Annotated in this window: 13 protein-coding genes; 8 read left to right on the top strand and 5 right to left on the bottom strand. The window is 52.5% G+C overall.

Annotated elements, in window-relative coordinates; genetic code table 11:
* Window positions 1-320: 320 nt before the first annotated feature.
* The 5 genes from SH668x_RS03655 (at window position 321) to recJ (ending at window position 5,968) form a co-directional block, all read left to right on the top strand.
* Window positions 321-1,439: a DUF1559 family PulG-like putative transporter gene (locus SH668x_RS03655; RefSeq protein ID WP_437187340.1), complete on the top strand. Its 1,119-nt coding sequence runs from the start codon at window positions 321-323 to the stop codon at window positions 1,437-1,439.
* Between the two features lie 181 nt (window positions 1,440-1,620).
* Window positions 1,621-2,037 (top strand): carboxypeptidase-like regulatory domain-containing protein, encoded by a 417-nt coding sequence (locus tag SH668x_RS03650; RefSeq protein WP_437187339.1) that lies wholly within the window; start codon window positions 1,621-1,623, stop codon window positions 2,035-2,037.
* 479 nt (window positions 2,038-2,516) lie between these two features.
* A complete protein-coding gene (locus tag SH668x_RS03645) occupies window positions 2,517-3,557 on the top strand; it encodes a DUF1559 family PulG-like putative transporter (protein WP_437187338.1) in 1,041 nt (346 codons plus the stop codon).
* A 143-nt stretch (window positions 3,558-3,700) separates the two neighbouring features.
* Window positions 3,701-3,877, top strand: a complete 177-nt coding sequence (locus SH668x_RS03640) for a hypothetical protein (protein ID WP_437187337.1) — start codon at window positions 3,701-3,703, stop codon at window positions 3,875-3,877.
* Between the two features lie 369 nt (window positions 3,878-4,246).
* A complete protein-coding gene (recJ, locus tag SH668x_RS03635; protein ID WP_437187336.1) occupies window positions 4,247-5,968 on the top strand; it encodes a single-stranded-DNA-specific exonuclease RecJ in 1,722 nt (573 codons plus the stop codon).
* Window positions 5,969-6,109: 141 nt separating this feature from the next.
* On the opposite strand, the gene SH668x_RS03630 is transcribed toward recJ, so the two are convergent.
* The 4 genes from SH668x_RS03630 to SH668x_RS03615 all read right to left on the bottom strand — a co-directional run bounded on the left by SH668x_RS03630 (window position 6,110) and on the right by SH668x_RS03615 (window position 12,293).
* Window positions 6,110-7,474: an alkaline phosphatase family protein gene (locus SH668x_RS03630; protein WP_437187335.1), complete on the bottom strand. Its 1,365-nt coding sequence runs from the start codon at window positions 7,472-7,474 to the stop codon at window positions 6,110-6,112.
* A 293-nt stretch (window positions 7,475-7,767) separates the two neighbouring features.
* Window positions 7,768-9,003, bottom strand: a complete 1,236-nt coding sequence (locus SH668x_RS03625; protein WP_437187334.1) for an NAD(P)/FAD-dependent oxidoreductase — start codon at window positions 9,001-9,003, stop codon at window positions 7,768-7,770.
* A gap of 70 nt (window positions 9,004-9,073) precedes the next feature.
* Window positions 9,074-9,559 (bottom strand): MarR family winged helix-turn-helix transcriptional regulator, encoded by a 486-nt coding sequence (locus SH668x_RS03620; protein WP_437187333.1) that lies wholly within the window; start codon window positions 9,557-9,559, stop codon window positions 9,074-9,076.
* Between the two features lie 130 nt (window positions 9,560-9,689).
* Window positions 9,690-12,293, bottom strand: coding sequence for a DEAD/DEAH box helicase (locus SH668x_RS03615; protein ID WP_437188511.1), 2,604 nt, complete (start codon window positions 12,291-12,293; stop codon window positions 9,690-9,692).
* A 267-nt stretch (window positions 12,294-12,560) separates the two neighbouring features.
* Between SH668x_RS03615 and smpB the strand changes: the two genes are divergently transcribed.
* Window positions 12,561-13,046, top strand: a complete 486-nt coding sequence (smpB, locus tag SH668x_RS03610; RefSeq protein WP_437187332.1) for an SsrA-binding protein SmpB — start codon at window positions 12,561-12,563, stop codon at window positions 13,044-13,046.
* A 430-nt stretch (window positions 13,047-13,476) separates the two neighbouring features.
* The gene (locus SH668x_RS03605; RefSeq protein ID WP_437187331.1) at window positions 13,477-15,018 is read left to right on the top strand and encodes a TolC family protein; all 1,542 of its coding nucleotides are present in this window, start codon (window positions 13,477-13,479) and stop codon (window positions 15,016-15,018) included.
* 46 nt (window positions 15,019-15,064) lie between these two features.
* Here the strand turns inward: SH668x_RS03605 and SH668x_RS03600 are convergent, their stop codons facing one another.
* The gene (locus SH668x_RS03600; protein WP_437187330.1) at window positions 15,065-15,643 is read right to left on the bottom strand and encodes a hypothetical protein; all 579 of its coding nucleotides are present in this window, start codon (window positions 15,641-15,643) and stop codon (window positions 15,065-15,067) included.
* A 368-nt stretch (window positions 15,644-16,011) separates the two neighbouring features.
* Between SH668x_RS03600 and SH668x_RS03595 the strand changes: the two genes are divergently transcribed.
* Entirely contained in the window at window positions 16,012-16,608 is a 597-nt protein-coding gene (locus tag SH668x_RS03595) for a hypothetical protein (RefSeq protein ID WP_437187329.1), read from the top strand.
* The last annotated feature ends 118 nt before the right edge of the window (window positions 16,609-16,726 follow it).

Here is a 16,726-nt window from a genome sequence, read left to right as displayed (position 1 = left end):
ACAAAACGCATAGCAAAGACAAACACAGCCAAGCAACTCAACTTATCAACCACCCTTCATATCAACGAACTCGAGCCTAACTTTCAGGAATTTTTGCGTGTTTTCGTTGCAGAATTTCAGCCGACTTCGCCAACTGTCCTCAACAAATTCAAAGCCACTGCGAACACTTCTGGCACGGTAATTTACTGTGAAATAGCGTACTGACTGGCCAAAATCCGATCGCTTATTGACTTCACATTAAAACAGCCATACCCTTCGGTACGCATTCATAACTCCTTAGCGATCTAACAGTCGCCCCCAAGACAAACAAAAGACAAAAAATGAGAAACCGACATTTCAATTCCCCCAAGCAGCTCGCCGGACGCAGAGGATTCACGCTCATCGAGCTTCTGGTCGTCATCGCGATTATTGCCGTTTTAATTGCATTGCTGCTCCCAGCTGTGCAGCAGGCCCGCGAGGCGGCTCGACGTACACAATGCAAAAACAATCTCAAGAACCTGACGATTGCTGCGCACAACTTTCACGACGCGTACAACTCGCTCCCGCCGATCGTCAACTACAGCCTCGGACCAACTTTCTTCTACCACATCCTCCCTTACATCGAGCAATCTGCGATGTACAACCTGTACAACGGCGGGGCAACTGCAGGTTCCAGCACGACCAGTATTCGCTGGCCAATGTCGACGAACTACCAGATCATTCGAGATGCTGGCCTCGAAAACAGCGTTCAGCCAATTCCAGCATTTTCCTGCCCAAGCTACGGGTCAGCCAAAGTTCGCCGTACACAGGTTGACGTGAACGGGTCTCCTGGACCAACTGGTCACTACGCCATTACAACGATGCGTGGAGCAGCGACCGATCTTCGCATGAACACATTCGACACTGAAAACGAATGGTGGAATCACCACGTTTCCCACGATCCGTTTTGGGCCGCACAGGCACGTGGTGCCACCAAAGCCGGTGACGCCTCAGGGATTTCAGACGACGGTGGGATCGACGGAATCGAAGGCGCACGCCGAGCAAAAGCCAAAATCAATCACTCGCTCGCACAGATCACCGACGGCTCCAGCAACACTTTCCTTCTCGGCGAGAAGTTCATGCGGACATCCGATTTCGACAATGCAAACCCAATCAACTGGGACAGCATTGATGGATCGCTTTTTATTCAGGGTGGCGGATGGCGTGAATACAACATGGCACGCAATGGACGTATGCCACTTCGCACCAAAATCGAGCCGACATCACAGCCAGGCTGGGCACACGAAAATACCACCAATAATGTTCCTGCATATGCATCCGGTTTCGGAAGCTGGCACGTTGGAATGGTTCACTTTGCCATGGCAGACGGCTCAGTACGTGGCGTCAGCCAGAACATCGACCTCGTCACACAATGGCGTTTGACTGATCGCGCTGACGGCCAACCTGTTGGTGAGTTCTAAGACTTGGCTCAACGAGTGAACGTGTCTCACACTTTGGGCGAGTTCGCTTTCCGGAGTCACAGTCAACGGGGCTATGAAACACCGGCGGATCTTCAGTAGCACAGGTTCTTCAGTTCTCGATGCAGCACAGATCACACGGCAGTTCAACTCGACTGCCGAATGGAAAAGATGAGAGGTTAGAATGAAGCTGTTCAATTTCGCAGTCTTATCACTCGCAATCATGTTCGCCGGATGTGGTGGCAATGCGAACGTAGAAGTGAAGGGGACCGTGAAAGTCGATGGTGGAGAGACACTGTCTCGCGGGATCGTTACCCTCACCAACGCCAATGGCTCATTTCGGGGCAACATCGGCGAGGACGGCACCTACTCGATTGCAGACGTCCCATCAGGCGCCTACAAGGCATCGATCACAGGAACGGGAGCCCCCGCTCCCGTAATCGAAACAAACGCCGATGGCTCTTACAAAAAGAATGCCCCAAAGAAAAAGGCCACGCCTCCGATCGACAGCAAATTCGAATCTGCTGAAAAATCAGGACTAGAGGTCACTGTTCCGGGGAATTACGACCTTCAGGTCACCGCTGCCAAAGGGGGCAAATAGCAGGTGAATTGAATCCTCGACGTTACATTGAACGTTGAGATTCTGTTCTCTGGACACGCCGGCTAAGACTTTCTCGTTTTCATTAAGTCACCTGCAGGACGCCACTTCATCATCGAAGTGGCGTCCTTTTTTTGTGTCTTGATCTCGGCGCCCCTCTCAACTGATCCCCTCAAGGCCGTTTCGCCATCAGAATGCCGCTCCCGATCGGATTCGAATTTTTCGTGAAATTCACAATCGCTTCATCAGAACCTTAAGGTCATTCCACATACTCACCATCAAGTTATTTAGAAAACAATCTTTATGAATCACATTTCAGCAGCGGACGGCGGCCAAAAAACAAATTCACACAAACCGATTCTGTAACTGGTGTTGAGTCACGTAGAACCAAGACTTCTCCAGTTCGCGACCAGGCGCGTCGCACCAGATCGCCTGCATCATCATGCTAAATTCGAACATTTGAAAACAGATAGGATACGACGATGAAAACTCATACATATACTCGAATCAACCTAAACAAATCTCAGCGTAGCGGCTTCACTCTGATCGAGCTTCTGGTGGTCATCGCGATCATCGCCGTGCTCGTCGCATTGCTCCTCCCCGCTGTCCAACAGGCTCGTGAAGCAGCGCGCAGAAGCCAGTGCAAAAACAATCTCAAGCAAATCGGATTAGCGCACCACAACTTTCAGGACGCCAAGGGATTTCTTCCGACAGCAGCACGTGACCACAATTCAGACACGCCCTTCGCGACAACAGGAATGGCAAGCGACAGTTGCTGTTCTTCACGAACTCAGGAAGGTTTCTCGTGGCTGTACCATATTCTTCCCTACATGGATCAAGCCACCATCTACAACCTTGCGACCACAGACATGAACCCGGCCGTCGGATCAACGGGAACTTCGAACTCTGGTCAGAACGCTGTAGCGTTGACCATCTCTCCCGCTTACGTCTGCCCAACCCGCCGTGCTCCCACCCGTTATGGCAGCAACTTCTTTAGAGCAGACTATGCAGGAAACGGTGGCGAAAGGACCACAAACGGCATCTCCCACGTCAACAATGCTGGAAAACGGGGAACACACATTAAGACCGACATCGGGACGACAACTGTTGAGAGACTACGTGACGGTTCTTCAAACACCATTCTCGTCGCAGAAAAAGCACTGCACGACTCTGCCCACGGAACTGAAGGGGGAGACAACGAACGATGGAACAACGCCGGATACGACGAGGACATCATCCGTTTTGGCGGCGGAATTCTCGCTAATGGAACGGTTTACGGAATTACACCGATTCACGACTCCAAGACCACCGTCCGTGATGCAAGCGGAGCATTCTCAGGCGTCGTCGACAAAGGTGGACGCACCTGGGCACAATGGACACCGTTCTTCGGAAGTTCTCACGATGGTGCTGTCAACGCCCTGCTGGCTGACGGCTCGGTGCGATCCATCAGCTACAACGTCGACGACCTGACATTCCGCCGGCTGAGCCTTTCCAACGACGGCGAACCCGTCGGGGAATTCTAAGTATCAAACGACACTTGCGACTCATGGCGGATAGGCCCTGCTCATGCAGGCGTCAACTGATGACTGCTGGTAGAGGCGACTTTGGTCTTCCACATTGAGCCTGCACTGCAGCATCTTCACGATAAAGAATGAGACACACGACAATGAATTTTCGATTTGTACCACTTTTGATACTGACGCTCTTCACGTCTTCTGTACTGAGTCTAAGCGGTTGCGGTAGCGATCAAACAATTGCGTCTCCAGCCAACCAGGCTGATGACGCTGAAATCAAGGCGATGGACGAGCAGATTCAGAACGAAGAGAAGAACGCTAGACGATAATCCTCTCGGATTGCGACCAACGCGACTGACACCAGCCATCGGAGTTTCGCAAGAACTCATGATGGCTGTTTTCTTGAATTGTGCCAATCGATGCGTACACACTCCCCCCGCTGTAACTCCCCTGACTCATAAAACGTCTGCTCACCGTACGCCGATCACATTATTTCTCCACGAATTACATCTCAATTCCAAAACATCTTGCTGCTTTTGACTTCCCGCCCTCTCCCTGTTGTAATTTCTTTCAGAAGGCTGTCGGCGAATGCACGGTTGCAGCCGCTTCGACAGAACTGAAGGAAAAGGGTTTGTATGCCGCGCCAATGGAGATTTGCGCCCCACGATCGGGCCGTTGTTGCTCGATTAAGTAAAGAAATGAGCTGCTCTCCGCTCCTTGCTCAAGTACTTGCTGCTCGCGGTATCGAAGATGGCGTTCAGGGTGAACAATTTATTTCTGCCCGCATGACAGATCTCCATGAACCTGATCTCCTCCCGGGAGCAGCTCAGGCTGCGGATTTGATTGTCGCCGCCTTCAATGCCAAGCGTCGAATCACCATTTACGGGGACTACGATGTCGATGGAGTGACCGCGACCAGCATTCTCTGGTACTGTCTGAAACTCGTTGGAGCAACGGTCGACTACTATATCCCCAGCCGTATGGAAGAAGGCTACGGCCTGAATCTTGATGCGATCCGTACGTTGCATCAGGAAGACCCGAACCGTCTCGTCGTGACGGTCGACTGCGGAATCTGCAGCGTTGCAGAAGCAGCCTTGGCCAAAGAACTTGGCCTCGAATTGATCATTACCGATCACCATACCATGCTCGAGACGCTTCCGGATTCGGCGGCCAATGTTCATCCCCGACTCCCCGGCAGCACGTATCCATTTCAGGAACTTTGTGGAGCAGGCGTTGCTTTTAAACTGGCTTGGGCGGTCTGCAAACGCTTGGGAGACGGCACCAAAGCGTCCCCACGGATGCGAGAATTCCTGAAAGCTGCCGCAGGGTTGGCAGCGATGGGGACAGTTGCTGACGTCGTCCCGCTCGTTGGAGAGAATCGCATTCTGGTTCGTTACGGGTTGACGTCACTTTCCGAAAGCACAATTCCGGGGATCGAACTGCTCTTGAAGGTTGCTGGACTCGATAAGAACAAATCGCTCGTCGCAGAAGACATTGGATTCGGTCTTGCTCCTAGAATTAATGCTGCTGGCCGACTTGGACAGGCACGACTCGCCGTCGAGTTACTCACAACAGAAAATCGTCAACGCGCCGCTCAACTGGCAGACTACGTCGATCAGCTGAACAAAAATCGTCAGACGGTCGAACGAAAGATGTATCGTCAGGCTAAAGAGCAAATCGAAGCGAATCCAGAATGGAATGATCACCCTTCACTCGTCGTCGCAGATGAGGAGTTTCATCCCGGAGTTATGGGAATTGTCGCCAGCCGCATTGCTGAGAAATTCCAAAAGCCGACCGTCATCATTGCTCTGAATGCAGAAACTCAGTCTGGTCAGGGATCAGGTCGCACATTCCAGCGATACAATCTTCATGAAGGATTGTCCAAATGCAGCCATTTGCTGGAGGGTTTCGGCGGTCACCGGGCAGCAGCCGGGCTGCGCATTCGCGCCGAGAAAATCGAAGAGTTTCGACTAGCGTTTGCCGCTGAGACGTCTAAAAGTCATCACGAAGATCATCTCATCGAACCCGAATTGCGAATCGATGCCGAAGTCTCTTTGCACGATTTAACAACTCCAGCAGTCCGAGAACTGGAACGGCTCGGACCGTTCGGCGCAGAGCACCGCCGACCAATCTTCAGTGTTGCCTACGCAAAGCTCGCTGAGCCGCCGGCGACAATGGGCGGAGGAGGAAGACACCTTGCGTTGAAGCTGAAAGATGGCGATCGGATTATCCGCTGCGTCGCTTTTGGAAAGGGCGAATGGGCCGAAGAAATTGCCAAGGTCAACGAGTCTCTGGCCTTCAGCTTCTCCGCCGGAATCAATCAGTTTAGGGGATTCGAATCGGTGGAACTTCAGTTGCACGACTGGAAACCGATGTCGCACTTCAACGAGACGCACTCCGAAAAATCCTCTGCTGTTTAATCGCAGCTTCGGAAGTGACTTTCAGCATCCGGTCTTCGCAACGCGTCTCAAAACTGAGTTTCGTAGTGCAGGAAAGTCACCCCCCAGATTCCCCAAAAAATGAGCCGCATCAATGGTTGGCGCGGCTCATTTCATTTTACTTTACTTGGCAAGCACTTCTTCGAGAGGTCTCCCGGTGGGGACTTCGTAATTTACGCCGAGCAATTTTGCGATCGTGGGAGCAATCTGGATGTTTTCAAACACACCTGCATTTGATCCCGGTTCGATCCCCGCCCCATTCGCAATGAAAGTTGCGAGCATCTTAGGGTTGGTCGACAAAAAGCCGTGCGTGCCGAGTGTCGTATCACTTTTCTGAATCACTTCGTCGCCCGTGGCTCCCCCTGAGAATCCATAGCCATCTTTGGCCACCAACACCAGGTCGCCCATCTGTGGGTATTCATCAGGCTGTGGAAAACCATACTCTGAGTACTGATCAGGAGTCAGAATTTCCTGAATTCCATCGACATTCGAGAACAGCTCAATTACCTGCGTCCGATCCTCAGTGGCGGTATCCGGTCGAGTCAGAAAGATCATCGCCACGCCTCCTTCAGGGAAGGTGTGGACACGAGCGGAAGTGACGCGTGTCCCTTCCACTGTCAGCAATCCAGCTTTTCGCAGGGCGACGTTCGGGTAAATCGTTTCTGGGATACTGATGAATCCGTGATCTGAAACAACGATCACGGTGGTGTTCTCACGGATTCCCGCTTCTTCAACCGCTTCTACAATCTGTTTGACACGCAAGTCGGCCAATGCAATCGCTGTATTTCCTGCCCACGTGCCGGGTCCGTAGCGATGATGCACGGAATCGAGATTCAAAAGATGGACGAGCGTCAGGGCTGGTTTGTACTTCTTGATGGCAAGACAGGCAGCGTCGGTCCAGATTTCATCGCGAGCTAACGGCGACAACGGCCCGAATGACTCGCGAATGTTCTCTGGAACGATTCCGGATTCGATCATCTCGTCGATGAAGAAGGGAGTTGTGTAGTTCAACATGTCCGGTGAGTCGGGAAAATCGATGAAGTACGACGGGGAATTTCGGGTACATGGCCAGTTGATCCCAACCACTTTTTTACCTGCTTGATGCAGCACATCAGCGATTGTCTCTACCTGTACCAGTTCAGATCCATCGGTCTTGGAATCAACCGTCACTGGCATCCCAAGTGAGCCGCGTCGCATGACCCCGTTGTAAAGCACTCCGTGATCGACGGGGCGGGATCCGGTGATCAACGAAGTGTGGTTGGGCCAAGTTACCGAAGGATTCGATACGATCATTCCTTCACTGGTGGCCCCGGTCCTCGCCAGTTCACGGAGCGTCTTCATCGGAATTGCCGTGTCCTTCAGGGCGCTCCCCGGCAGTCCATCAATGCTGATGAGAACGACGTGCTCGACCTGCTCTGCGGCAATACCGCTCACACAGGTCACTAGCGATACCAAGAACATTCCGATGCTGAAGCAAAACGACTTCATTCAGCTCTCCCGCATTAATTCTGTAAGGCTTTCGAACACAGAAAGCGTAACAGTCAATTGGAAGATTTTCAGCCGACAAGCAAGTCTCGAGCAGCGAGATGCACACAGACTCACCGACGGTGACGCTTCACAATCGTTGTGAGTCTACTTCTTTGGACCACCATGAATTCAAGGGGGGATTCGCTCCGAGCTTGAGCCCCTGCCCTAAACATGTGCGTCGGAAGCAGGGGCTCAATCAGGATCAAACGTGTTAGTCAATCGACGTGGAACGCCGATTTCTGACGTCTAACGAATCAGAGATCTTCTTGTGAATTTTCACGATGGAAGATGTCAATCGACTTGAGCACTTCTTCGCGTTCAGGTTCAAAGAGATCGCCAATCAGCAGATCGGTCACATCCCCTTGATGATGCGGGAAACGGCGAATGAATCTGCCAAAGCTGAGACCATCGTAGTACTCAAGCACAAGGCGGCGCATTCTTCCCATTCCCTCAACGAAACGAGGCCCCCAGTGACCAAGCTGCTCCTGAGATGTGTCTCCCTTCGCGATTCCTTCTGCAATCGCATCCGCTGCCAGTTGGCCAGACTTGAGTGCCAGCAAGACTCCAGACGAGTACAGAGGATCGAGGAAGCCGAACGCATCGCCCACGAGAATCCAACCATTACCGGCGATCTGCTTCGATCGGTAAGTGTAATCCTTTGTGGCGCGGTATTTGTCACAGCGTTCTGCGTTGACCAGACGATCCTGCAAGCCCGGGCAGCGTGCAACTTCTTCCCAGAAGATCTTCTCGTGATCGCTTCCACGCCCCTTAAAGAGATAGTCGAAATCGCCGACGACTCCGATGCTGGTGATTCCATCATGCAGGGGGATATACCAGAACCAACCCTTCTTATCTTCCACCTGAATGACCAGTGTGGCCCCTCCATCGCGACCTTCCGTTCGATGAGCCCCCTTGAAATAGGTCCAGACAGCTCCTTTGTTCAGTTGTGGGTCACTGATCTTCAACCCGAACTTGTTGATGATCATCGAACTTTGACCACTGGCGTCGACGACGACTTTCGAGAAGACGTCGCGCACTTCTCCAGACTCTTCCTGAATCTTTACGCCGATCGCTCGATCTCCATCGAACAAAATATCGAGAACACGAACGCCTTCGTGAACGTCAACACCCTGTTCCGCTGCGTTATCCAACATCATTTTGTCGAATTCGCTACGTCGTACCTGCCAGGTCTGGGAACAGACATGGGGCTTATGCTCCCAGAAGTCGAACGGCGCGGATGTCTTGCCGCTGGCACTGACGAACTGCACGCTGTACTTCTCGACGAAGTGGCTGGATCGCAACTTCGGCAACATCTTGAGTCTCTCGAGAACCCAATACGTCTCGGGAATCAGTGACTCGCCAATATGAAAACGTGGGAACCGCTCTCGTTCAAAGAGTTGGACCTTCAGGCCATGTTGGGCAGCTAAAGTCGAAGTCGTTGCCCCAGCGGGTCCTCCCCCGACAACAATGACGTCTGTATCCTGGTTCATTGGCTCTTCCTGAAAACGTGTTTGAGATCCCGTTTGCGAACGGAAAATTTCTCCCGGTGCAGAGTATTAGCTATTCACCTGCAATCGAAAGATTGTGTCGATCCTCGTGGGGAGCGCGGGCTTCCTTCAAAAGCCGCGTCAACGTGTGAAGTTCGACGTGGCTCAGGTGCCCAAGTTGCCGCTGATGACACTCTCGCACCAGAAGCTCGAGTTCATCAAGCAGATCCAACCCGGCCTGAGTGAGTGAGACGTTCACGACTCGGCGATTGTCTTCCCGTCTGACCCGTTGAATCAATCCTCGACTCGCGAGCTTATCCAGCAATCGGGTCATGTCCGGGGCGCGTGAAATTAACCTCGCCCCCAGGGAAAGTGTCGGCATTGGCTCTGGATGAACCGAACTCAGCAATCGCAGTGTGTTGTACTGCTGCGCTGACAACTCGAATCGCGAGAACAGTGACTCTTCAATCTCTTTCAGCTTGTCGAATGTCCGCCAGAGATTGAGGAACGCTTCCTGTTGCGGAGAATCAAACTGCAATTTTGGGACTACATTCAGCATGGAAACTGCTTCTCCAAAAGGTGCAGACAAATTAGTCGTTCAAACAACAATTGTCAACACACGCATTAGTCACCTCCTATCTCAATCAGCATAAATGCCGACACGCAAAAATGCTTCCCCCAGGGGCGATTTATTCAGCGTCCGCGTCAACGACATCGGCCACTGCTGCCATACTCTCCAGCACGACATCCGTGCTTTCCGGGTCAACTTCCCGACAAGAGTTAATCAAGATCTCCGAAATCCAGTTGAGCTCACTGTGCCATTCCTCCAGCTCCATGCCGACTGGACAGACTGCCGAGAATTCCTCACACAACAGAATCATCCGGAGGCAGTGGCGGAAAATGACCCCCTCCTGCTTGGTGAGATCTCGCGTCGAGACGTAATTGTGAAAATCACCACCGGACGCGATCAAGTCCCCAACAATCCAGACGGAACGCGTGCGGAGATCCTGCACACCGGGAAATTCACTATCGAACAACCGACGCATCCTGTCTCCCAACGGAACAGGAAAGACACGAATCGGCTTCCCGAAACTGTCGAACTCAGGTTCCACTGAGCCCGGATCAAGTTCACGCTGAGTGATCAGACCACGACGCATCAGTTCCGGGTCGACTCGAAAGCGAGCCAATGGACCGGGTGGGAGTTCCGATGGCCAGGGCACACGAACAAGTGGCAGAACGGATCCGGGGACTTCCAGGACACTTTCGAGGATCTGGATTTTCTCTGCCCGATCAGCCAACCCCAGATGATCCAACAGAAACATGCCGTATAACGGATGGCAGCTGCGAAATTTCATCAGGTCCGACATACGTTCGGTCGGCCTCGCAAATTTCGGGATATAAATCACTCGCTCTTCGGGGACAGCAGCAGGTAACGCAGCTTTCGATAGGCTGATGACCTTCGCGGGTTGACCGGGGACTGTTTTTTCCCTGGCTGCCTGTAACAGCTGACCAAACAGCCCCATCGATGCTGGAGCATTGTCATCATCCTGAGAATCTGTGGTCTCAGCTGAACTCTCTTCCTGTTCATCCTCGACGACATCGGCATTAGCCTCTGAGTCTTCTGTGCTTTCAACCTCTGAAGTGGAGTCAACGGATTCAATCTCTTCCAGAATGTCTCCGCCAAACCCCTCATCTTCATCGATCGCCTCGGCAGCGGCCGGATCAGGCATTGAAAGATGAGGAAACGTCTCCGCGATCGGTTCTTCAATCTCGGGCCATTCCCAGTCTCGTTTTGCCATTATAATGGGCTCATCAGGAGTCGGTTCGAGTTCAATGAACCCACCTGATGCCAGCGTGACCAGCATTCGGGACAACCGCTCTTCTGATTGTTCAAGCTGCTTGACTGGAAGCAAACGCTTCCGCATGAAGGACAGAAGGCGCCCCACGTCCGAAGAAAGCTGAATGAGATATGCCAGCAATCTCCAAGGGAGTTGTCCCTTGCTTCCAAGATGCCCGGGAGGCGCCGCCACGAGCTTTTCGAACTGCTGGTCGTTCCAGTACGTCTCATTCTCGCGCCGTTTCGGCATCTTCTTTTTCATCTTCTTCTTGGCGCGAATCAGATTCGGATCTTTCGTATCCTCCGGAATCTGGTCGTACTGCACCTTCCAGCGTGCCAGCTTCACGTCGTCTTCATGTGCCAATGCGAACACATAACCGTGTGAATCAAACTGCGGTCGCCCTGCTCGACCGAAGATCTGATGAGCGGTACTCGGATCGATCATCGACTTCTTCCCAGGAGGTCCTTTCACCAGAGTCGTCAGAACCACCGACCGAGCAGGAAGGTTCAGACCCGCTGCGAGCGTCTCAGTACAGATACAGACGGAAAGAAGCTTCTCCTGAAACAGCTCTTCCACTCTGCGACGATACTTCGGCAATAATCCAGCATGGTGAACACCCACTCCACGCATGAGGATCTGCTTCAGTTTCGGACCGGCTCCCTGTTTCCAGTCCCATGCGTCCAACTTGGCAGCGAGTTGTTTTTGCTGGCCGTCCCGGAGAAGACTTCTCCCCTTCAGCTGTTCAGCCACATTCCAGCATTCTTCGCGATTGAAACAGAACACCAACGCTGGTGTGCGGCGTGTTTCATCCTTTCCATCCTGCATTTGCTCAAGGAAGTCCGCGAGAAGCTCATCGCCGACCCATTTGAATTCCAAAGGAACTTTACGTTCCGTCCCTTGAATCAACTGAACTTTGCGGCCGTGCTCACGTCTCATCCAGAGAAGGAAATCGACTGCATTACCGACCGTTGCTGAGAGCAACATCTGTCGCACATGCTTGGGCAGCAAAGCTAAAGACAACTCCCAGACGACACCGCGTTCCGGGTCATTGAAGTTATGGAATTCGTCCATCACGACGGAGGAGACGTTACTGAAATCGAACTCATCGTGAAGGAGGCGGTTGAGCAAAATCTCAGCGACCACAACCAGCACAGGAGCCTTCGTATTGACCTTACGATTCCCGGTAATCAGTCCGACGTCATCAGCAGAAAACCCCCACCGCACAGCAGCGGCCTGCAACTCCTGAAACTTCTGCTCGGAAAGAGCAATCAACGGAGTGGTGTAATACGCCGTTTTCCGAGTATGCAACGCCTCGAACATCGCCGCTTCGGCAATGAGCGTTTTTCCCGTTCCAGTCGGGGCACACACCAGAATCCCCTCGTTGTCATCAAACCAAGAGAGCAACGCATCTTCCTGCACCCGATAGGGAGCGTACTGCAACTGATCGAGATACATCGCTGCCAGATCGTCTCGAGTCGGTACGGATTTGTCGTCAGATGGTGAAGATGACACGATTGCTCCGAAAAAGTTTGATTTGCCCCAGTCTAGCGAAATCCTCTGCGAAATCGCTGCCTGCGCTTCCAAACTCTCGCCGGAACCGGACATGAATCCATTCCCAAGTAAAATTGCACTCAGATGGTGGATTTCCCCACTTTTGTTTCGTCTCAATTCGGCGTAAGATTCGGAGTTCCAGAAATTTCGTAGACTGTTCCGGCGGACATCATGGCAGGGAAGAAAAAACAGGTTGCAGCGGATCCCAACTCCCGGGTGGTGTGCCAGAACCGCCGCGCTCGCCACGATTACGAAATCATCGATGAACTGGAATGCGGAATGGTGCTGACGGGAAGTGAAGTCAAAAGCATCCGCGACAATAAAATCTCCATCGAAGAGTCGTTTGCCCGTGTCGACAATGGCGAAGTCTGGCTGCACAATGCGGATGTTGCCGAATACCCGCAAGCGACCTACATGAATCACGAACGTCGACGGTCCCGCAAACTTCTTTTAAGCCGTCACCAAATCCGCAAATTCGCGGAGAACGCTTCTCACGATGGACTGACGCTCATTCCACTGGATGTCCACTTCACGAACGGACGAATCAAGTTGCAACTCGCGGTCGGAAAAGGGCGCAAACAGCACGACAAACGTGAGCAACTGAAGCAGAAAGATGCGGAGCGGAATATGCGAACAGAAATGAAGAATCGCCGCTGAAGTCGAGGTCTGCTCGACACGGGGATTCCGTTTGCAAATGATCCTGTGCCCCGCCATCAACGGCCCCTCGAGCAACGCGGTAATGTCAGTAAAAGAACTTGACTGACAGAACTCTCTCCAGGCGACAAATGCTGATGACATCAACGCGAATGCGGAGATTCCTCTTCCCAATCCTGCAATAAACTATACCGATTATCGCGGCCAGGCAACCTCCGATCATGCCGAAGATACCGGCAACAGCTAGTTGAAGGGAATTCGATTGTTACAGTTCTTTGGCGTTCACCGAATAAGCCAATTCTGAGATTCCGACACTCCGATAGCTCTTTCAGATTCGATCTCCCTCTGCGGTCGGGCTGGCACGGACTCGCCGTTGCTCGACTTCGCACTTATGCGGCCTCACCGGCATAAGTCATTGAACATGGATGTTCTAATGAACGACGTTATCGCAAGACGGCTGACTCTCTGTAGCTGCGTGCTACTGGGGCTGACATTCGGATGCAGAACCGGGAGTCGGGTCAGTGAACTCTCACCAGTCGTCGCGCCACCAGCAGCAGCGGTAACAGTACCTCAGCCCACTCTCGCTCCCAAAGAATCTCAAGAATCCGCTCAAAAGCATGCTGCAAAGACTGAACGGACTCAGAGCAATATTGAACAAACAAATTTTGAAGACATTGCACCTCCCCCAGCGACAGAAATTATCCCTGCAGAACCGGTCGATGGAAGCGTCGAAGCTCCTGCAGAACTCAATCTTTCTGGAACAGGTGTAACTCTCGAAACACTCGAGCAATGGGCGATCCAAAATAATCCAGCCATCGCACAAGCGAGCGCTTCAGCCTCTAAGGCAACTGGTTTCAAGCAGCAAGTCGGTGCCCGACCAAACCCGAATCTGGGCTACAGCGGTCAACAGATAGACGACAAAGGAACCGATCAACATCTCGGATTTATTGAGCAGGAATTCGTCACCGCGAACAAGCTTCAATTGAACGAACGAGTTCTGGACCAGGAAGTTCAATCGCAGCTTTGGGAAGTACACGCACAGCGATTTCGCGTGCTCACTGATGTCCGGATGCGTTTCTACGAGGCTCTGGCTGCCCAGCAACGAATCGACCTCGCGACAGAGTTTCAGTTAGTGGCGAGCGAAGGGGTTCGCGTGGCTGAAATTCGTCGAGAAGCACTTGAAGGCTCATTGCCGGAAGTTCTTCAGACTGAAATTCAGCTCAACGAAGTCGAACTGATTCAGCAACGTGCCCAGATTGCTTATGAAACCGCCTGGAAGCAGCTGACAGCAGTCGTTGGCGTGCCGCATTTGGCACCAACCCGCCTCGTCGGCGAGCTTCGGCTCTCATCGGAGAGGCGTGATTGGGATCTAACCTATCAGGAACTATTGCAAAGCAACCCGGCACTTCAGGCGGCCCGGGCCCGCGTGTCACGTTCCATCGCAAATATGACTCGCCAGGAAGTTCAGGCAATTCCCAACCTGCAAACTCAAACCGCCTTCGGTTACGACAATGGAACTCAACATTCCATGCTGCAATTTCAGGTCGGGATTGCACTCCCATTATACAACAAGAATCAGGGAAACATTTCTGCCGCTCAGGCGGAATATTGCCGTGCCGTGCAGGATGTCCGGCGAATGGAACTTGAGTTGAAGTCCAAGCTGGCAGAAGCCGCTCGACAATACGACTCGGCTGCACTGACAGTCGAACGCTACGAGACCAGGATTCTTCCGAAAGCGAGCCAGACACTCACACTCTCAGAGAAAGCGTACAGCGTCGGTGAATTCGACTTCCTGCAGGTCCTCGTCGCCAGACGGACCTTCTTCGATTCGAATCTCGAATACAACGTCTCACTGCTTGAGCTTGCTCAAGCGAAGTGGCTGATCGATGGCTTCCTGCTGCAAGGGGGTCTGAATGAAACCACAGACACCACCTTTGATGACGGTCTCCGCGGCCAGACATTGTCAGGACAGTAGGAAACGGCGACATCGCACAACTGAGTGAGATGTCGCCATCTTGGGCCTACCATCCACTGAAGAAGCCGTCATAACCTCGACCGAAATCGAGATTCGTCGGCCCACAGGGCGATGTGACAGGCTGAGGACAGGTATTGCACCCCGGCGCCGAATTCATTGGAACTCCCATTCCCTGCCCAAACCCTTGGTAATTCGTTTCATAGGGAAGCGGCCCACGTCCATAAGGCAACTGATTGCGTCGGTAGCCCAACCAGTAGCCGGGATACCATCCAGTTTCAGGACTCACAGCTGATTCGGGACTCGCTGGGGTAACGATCAATGGAGGGGTAGTTTCGTACGGAGCAGCGGCCGGAGCTTTGAATGTATTACCAGGAACCGGCGTGCTTTGCAGAGAATCGCTCGGCATCACAGGCTTTGCCACGTCCGGAATCGTACCGTTTGCCGGCGTCGGGACAGGCAACTTGGGAAGTGTCGGCTCTGGTAGCACCAACGGTTCAGCAGGTGCAACCAGCGGCCCCGAGGGTGCGTATGTCGGTGGGGTTTGAGCAATAGCTGGGGCAATCACTCCCCAGTTGAATCCAACAATTCCCGTCACATAAATGAGTTGCGTAATTTTGCGATACATTGAAATTCTCGCTGACTGAGCTGAATCGAACGAAGGGATAGGCCCCTGAAAATTCAGATCCTTCTGTCCATGTCGATGGAAATGCACGATGAACGACTTCGGTGACCGTTAATCCTCATTCATCGTACGTCTGAATCTGGAACAAGCACGCAACGAAAATTGCAAAACTTGAGCCCAATTGCCCCCAAAGCTCAATTTTCCACACACAGCCAGTACACAAGAAAAATTCATCACAACCTTCTCACCAACCCCGCCCCCCCACAGACCAGCTTGTCGCCGTATTAAAAATCTGATTTGATTGATCCAACGAGTTCGCTGGCTCCCCCAAACCTCCTTTTTTGAATTCATCAGGGATAGCAAAACAGATTGTGAATCTCCCCTCTTCATCCACGACAGATTCACATTCGCCTAGCGACGACGAAGTTGACCAGCCTCTCGACATCCCTCGCGTCGCTCGCCGAAGTATCCTGAAAATCATCCTGTTTTCTGGAATGGGATTCGCAATTTTCATGGGATTGGTACGCGTTTACGGACTCCCTCGACCAGTCCATTTTACCGCCTGCCCGACAGCCTTCTTCAAATGCGCGCTCTTCCTCTGCTCGACGGGGGGAGCGTTGGGATTTACTTCGCTGGCACGCTCCCAGAAGGAGTTTCAGCAAAGAGTATGGCTCTGCCTATTTTCTGGAAGCTGCCTGATTGGATTCCAGACCTATGGACTTTGGAGCCTGTTCGGAAATCGCTCTGTCGTTGGAAAAGCGGACGTTTGGCCGCCTTTTATTCTGGTGTTCGCACACCTGATGAGCTGTTGGGTGCTGCTCACTCTCTTCAGTCTGACGTCAGCACTTCGCAATGAACGGTTTTCTAGCCCAGAATACAAAATGTACCTGAAAGCCTGTTCAATTGCCTGGTTTTGTCTGGGATTGTCGTGGCCGTTCCTCATGGCCAGCTTCGCCATCATGCTCTGAAGAAAGAACATCGATCGATCCCTCAAACCGGGAACTCGTCCACCTTCGCTGTCTCTCGACTCCGTCGCAAAATCTGCGTGATTTCCTGAACAATCCGTTCCTCCGATCACGCAGGTGC

Origin of the sequence: Planctomicrobium mucosum (assembly GCF_051466335.1) — a bacterium.
GTDB lineage: Bacteria > Planctomycetota > Planctomycetia > Planctomycetales > Planctomycetaceae > Planctomicrobium.
Note: the sequence above shows the minus strand (reverse complement) of the source record. Positions and strands in the feature narration are given on the sequence as shown.

Bases quoted from the DNA above. Each gene is read 5' to 3' on its own strand.
- SH668x_RS03630 (WP_437187335.1), bottom strand. From the start codon at position 7,474: ATGAAGTCGTTTTGCTTCAGCATCGGAATGTTCTTGGTATCGCTAGTG.
- SH668x_RS03605 (WP_437187331.1), top strand. From the start codon at position 13,477: ATGAACGACGTTATCGCAAGACGGCTGACTCTCTGTAGCTGCGTGCTA.
- SH668x_RS03615 (WP_437188511.1), bottom strand. From the start codon at position 12,293: ATGTATCTCGATCAGTTGCAGTACGCTCCCTATCGGGTGCAGGAAGAT.
- SH668x_RS03600 (WP_437187330.1), bottom strand. From the start codon at position 15,643: ATGTATCGCAAAATTACGCAACTCATTTATGTGACGGGAATTGTTGGA.
- SH668x_RS03620 (WP_437187333.1), bottom strand. From the start codon at position 9,559: ATGCTGAATGTAGTCCCAAAATTGCAGTTTGATTCTCCGCAACAGGAA.
- recJ (WP_437187336.1), top strand. From the start codon at position 4,247: ATGAGCTGCTCTCCGCTCCTTGCTCAAGTACTTGCTGCTCGCGGTATC.
- SH668x_RS03645 (WP_437187338.1), top strand. From the start codon at position 2,517: ATGAAAACTCATACATATACTCGAATCAACCTAAACAAATCTCAGCGT.
- SH668x_RS03625 (WP_437187334.1), bottom strand. From the start codon at position 9,003: ATGAACCAGGATACAGACGTCATTGTTGTCGGGGGAGGACCCGCTGGG.
- smpB (WP_437187332.1), top strand. From the start codon at position 12,561: ATGGCAGGGAAGAAAAAACAGGTTGCAGCGGATCCCAACTCCCGGGTG.
- SH668x_RS03640 (WP_437187337.1), top strand. From the start codon at position 3,701: ATGAATTTTCGATTTGTACCACTTTTGATACTGACGCTCTTCACGTCT.
- SH668x_RS03655 (WP_437187340.1), top strand. From the start codon at position 321: ATGAGAAACCGACATTTCAATTCCCCCAAGCAGCTCGCCGGACGCAGA.
- SH668x_RS03650 (WP_437187339.1), top strand. From the start codon at position 1,621: ATGAAGCTGTTCAATTTCGCAGTCTTATCACTCGCAATCATGTTCGCC.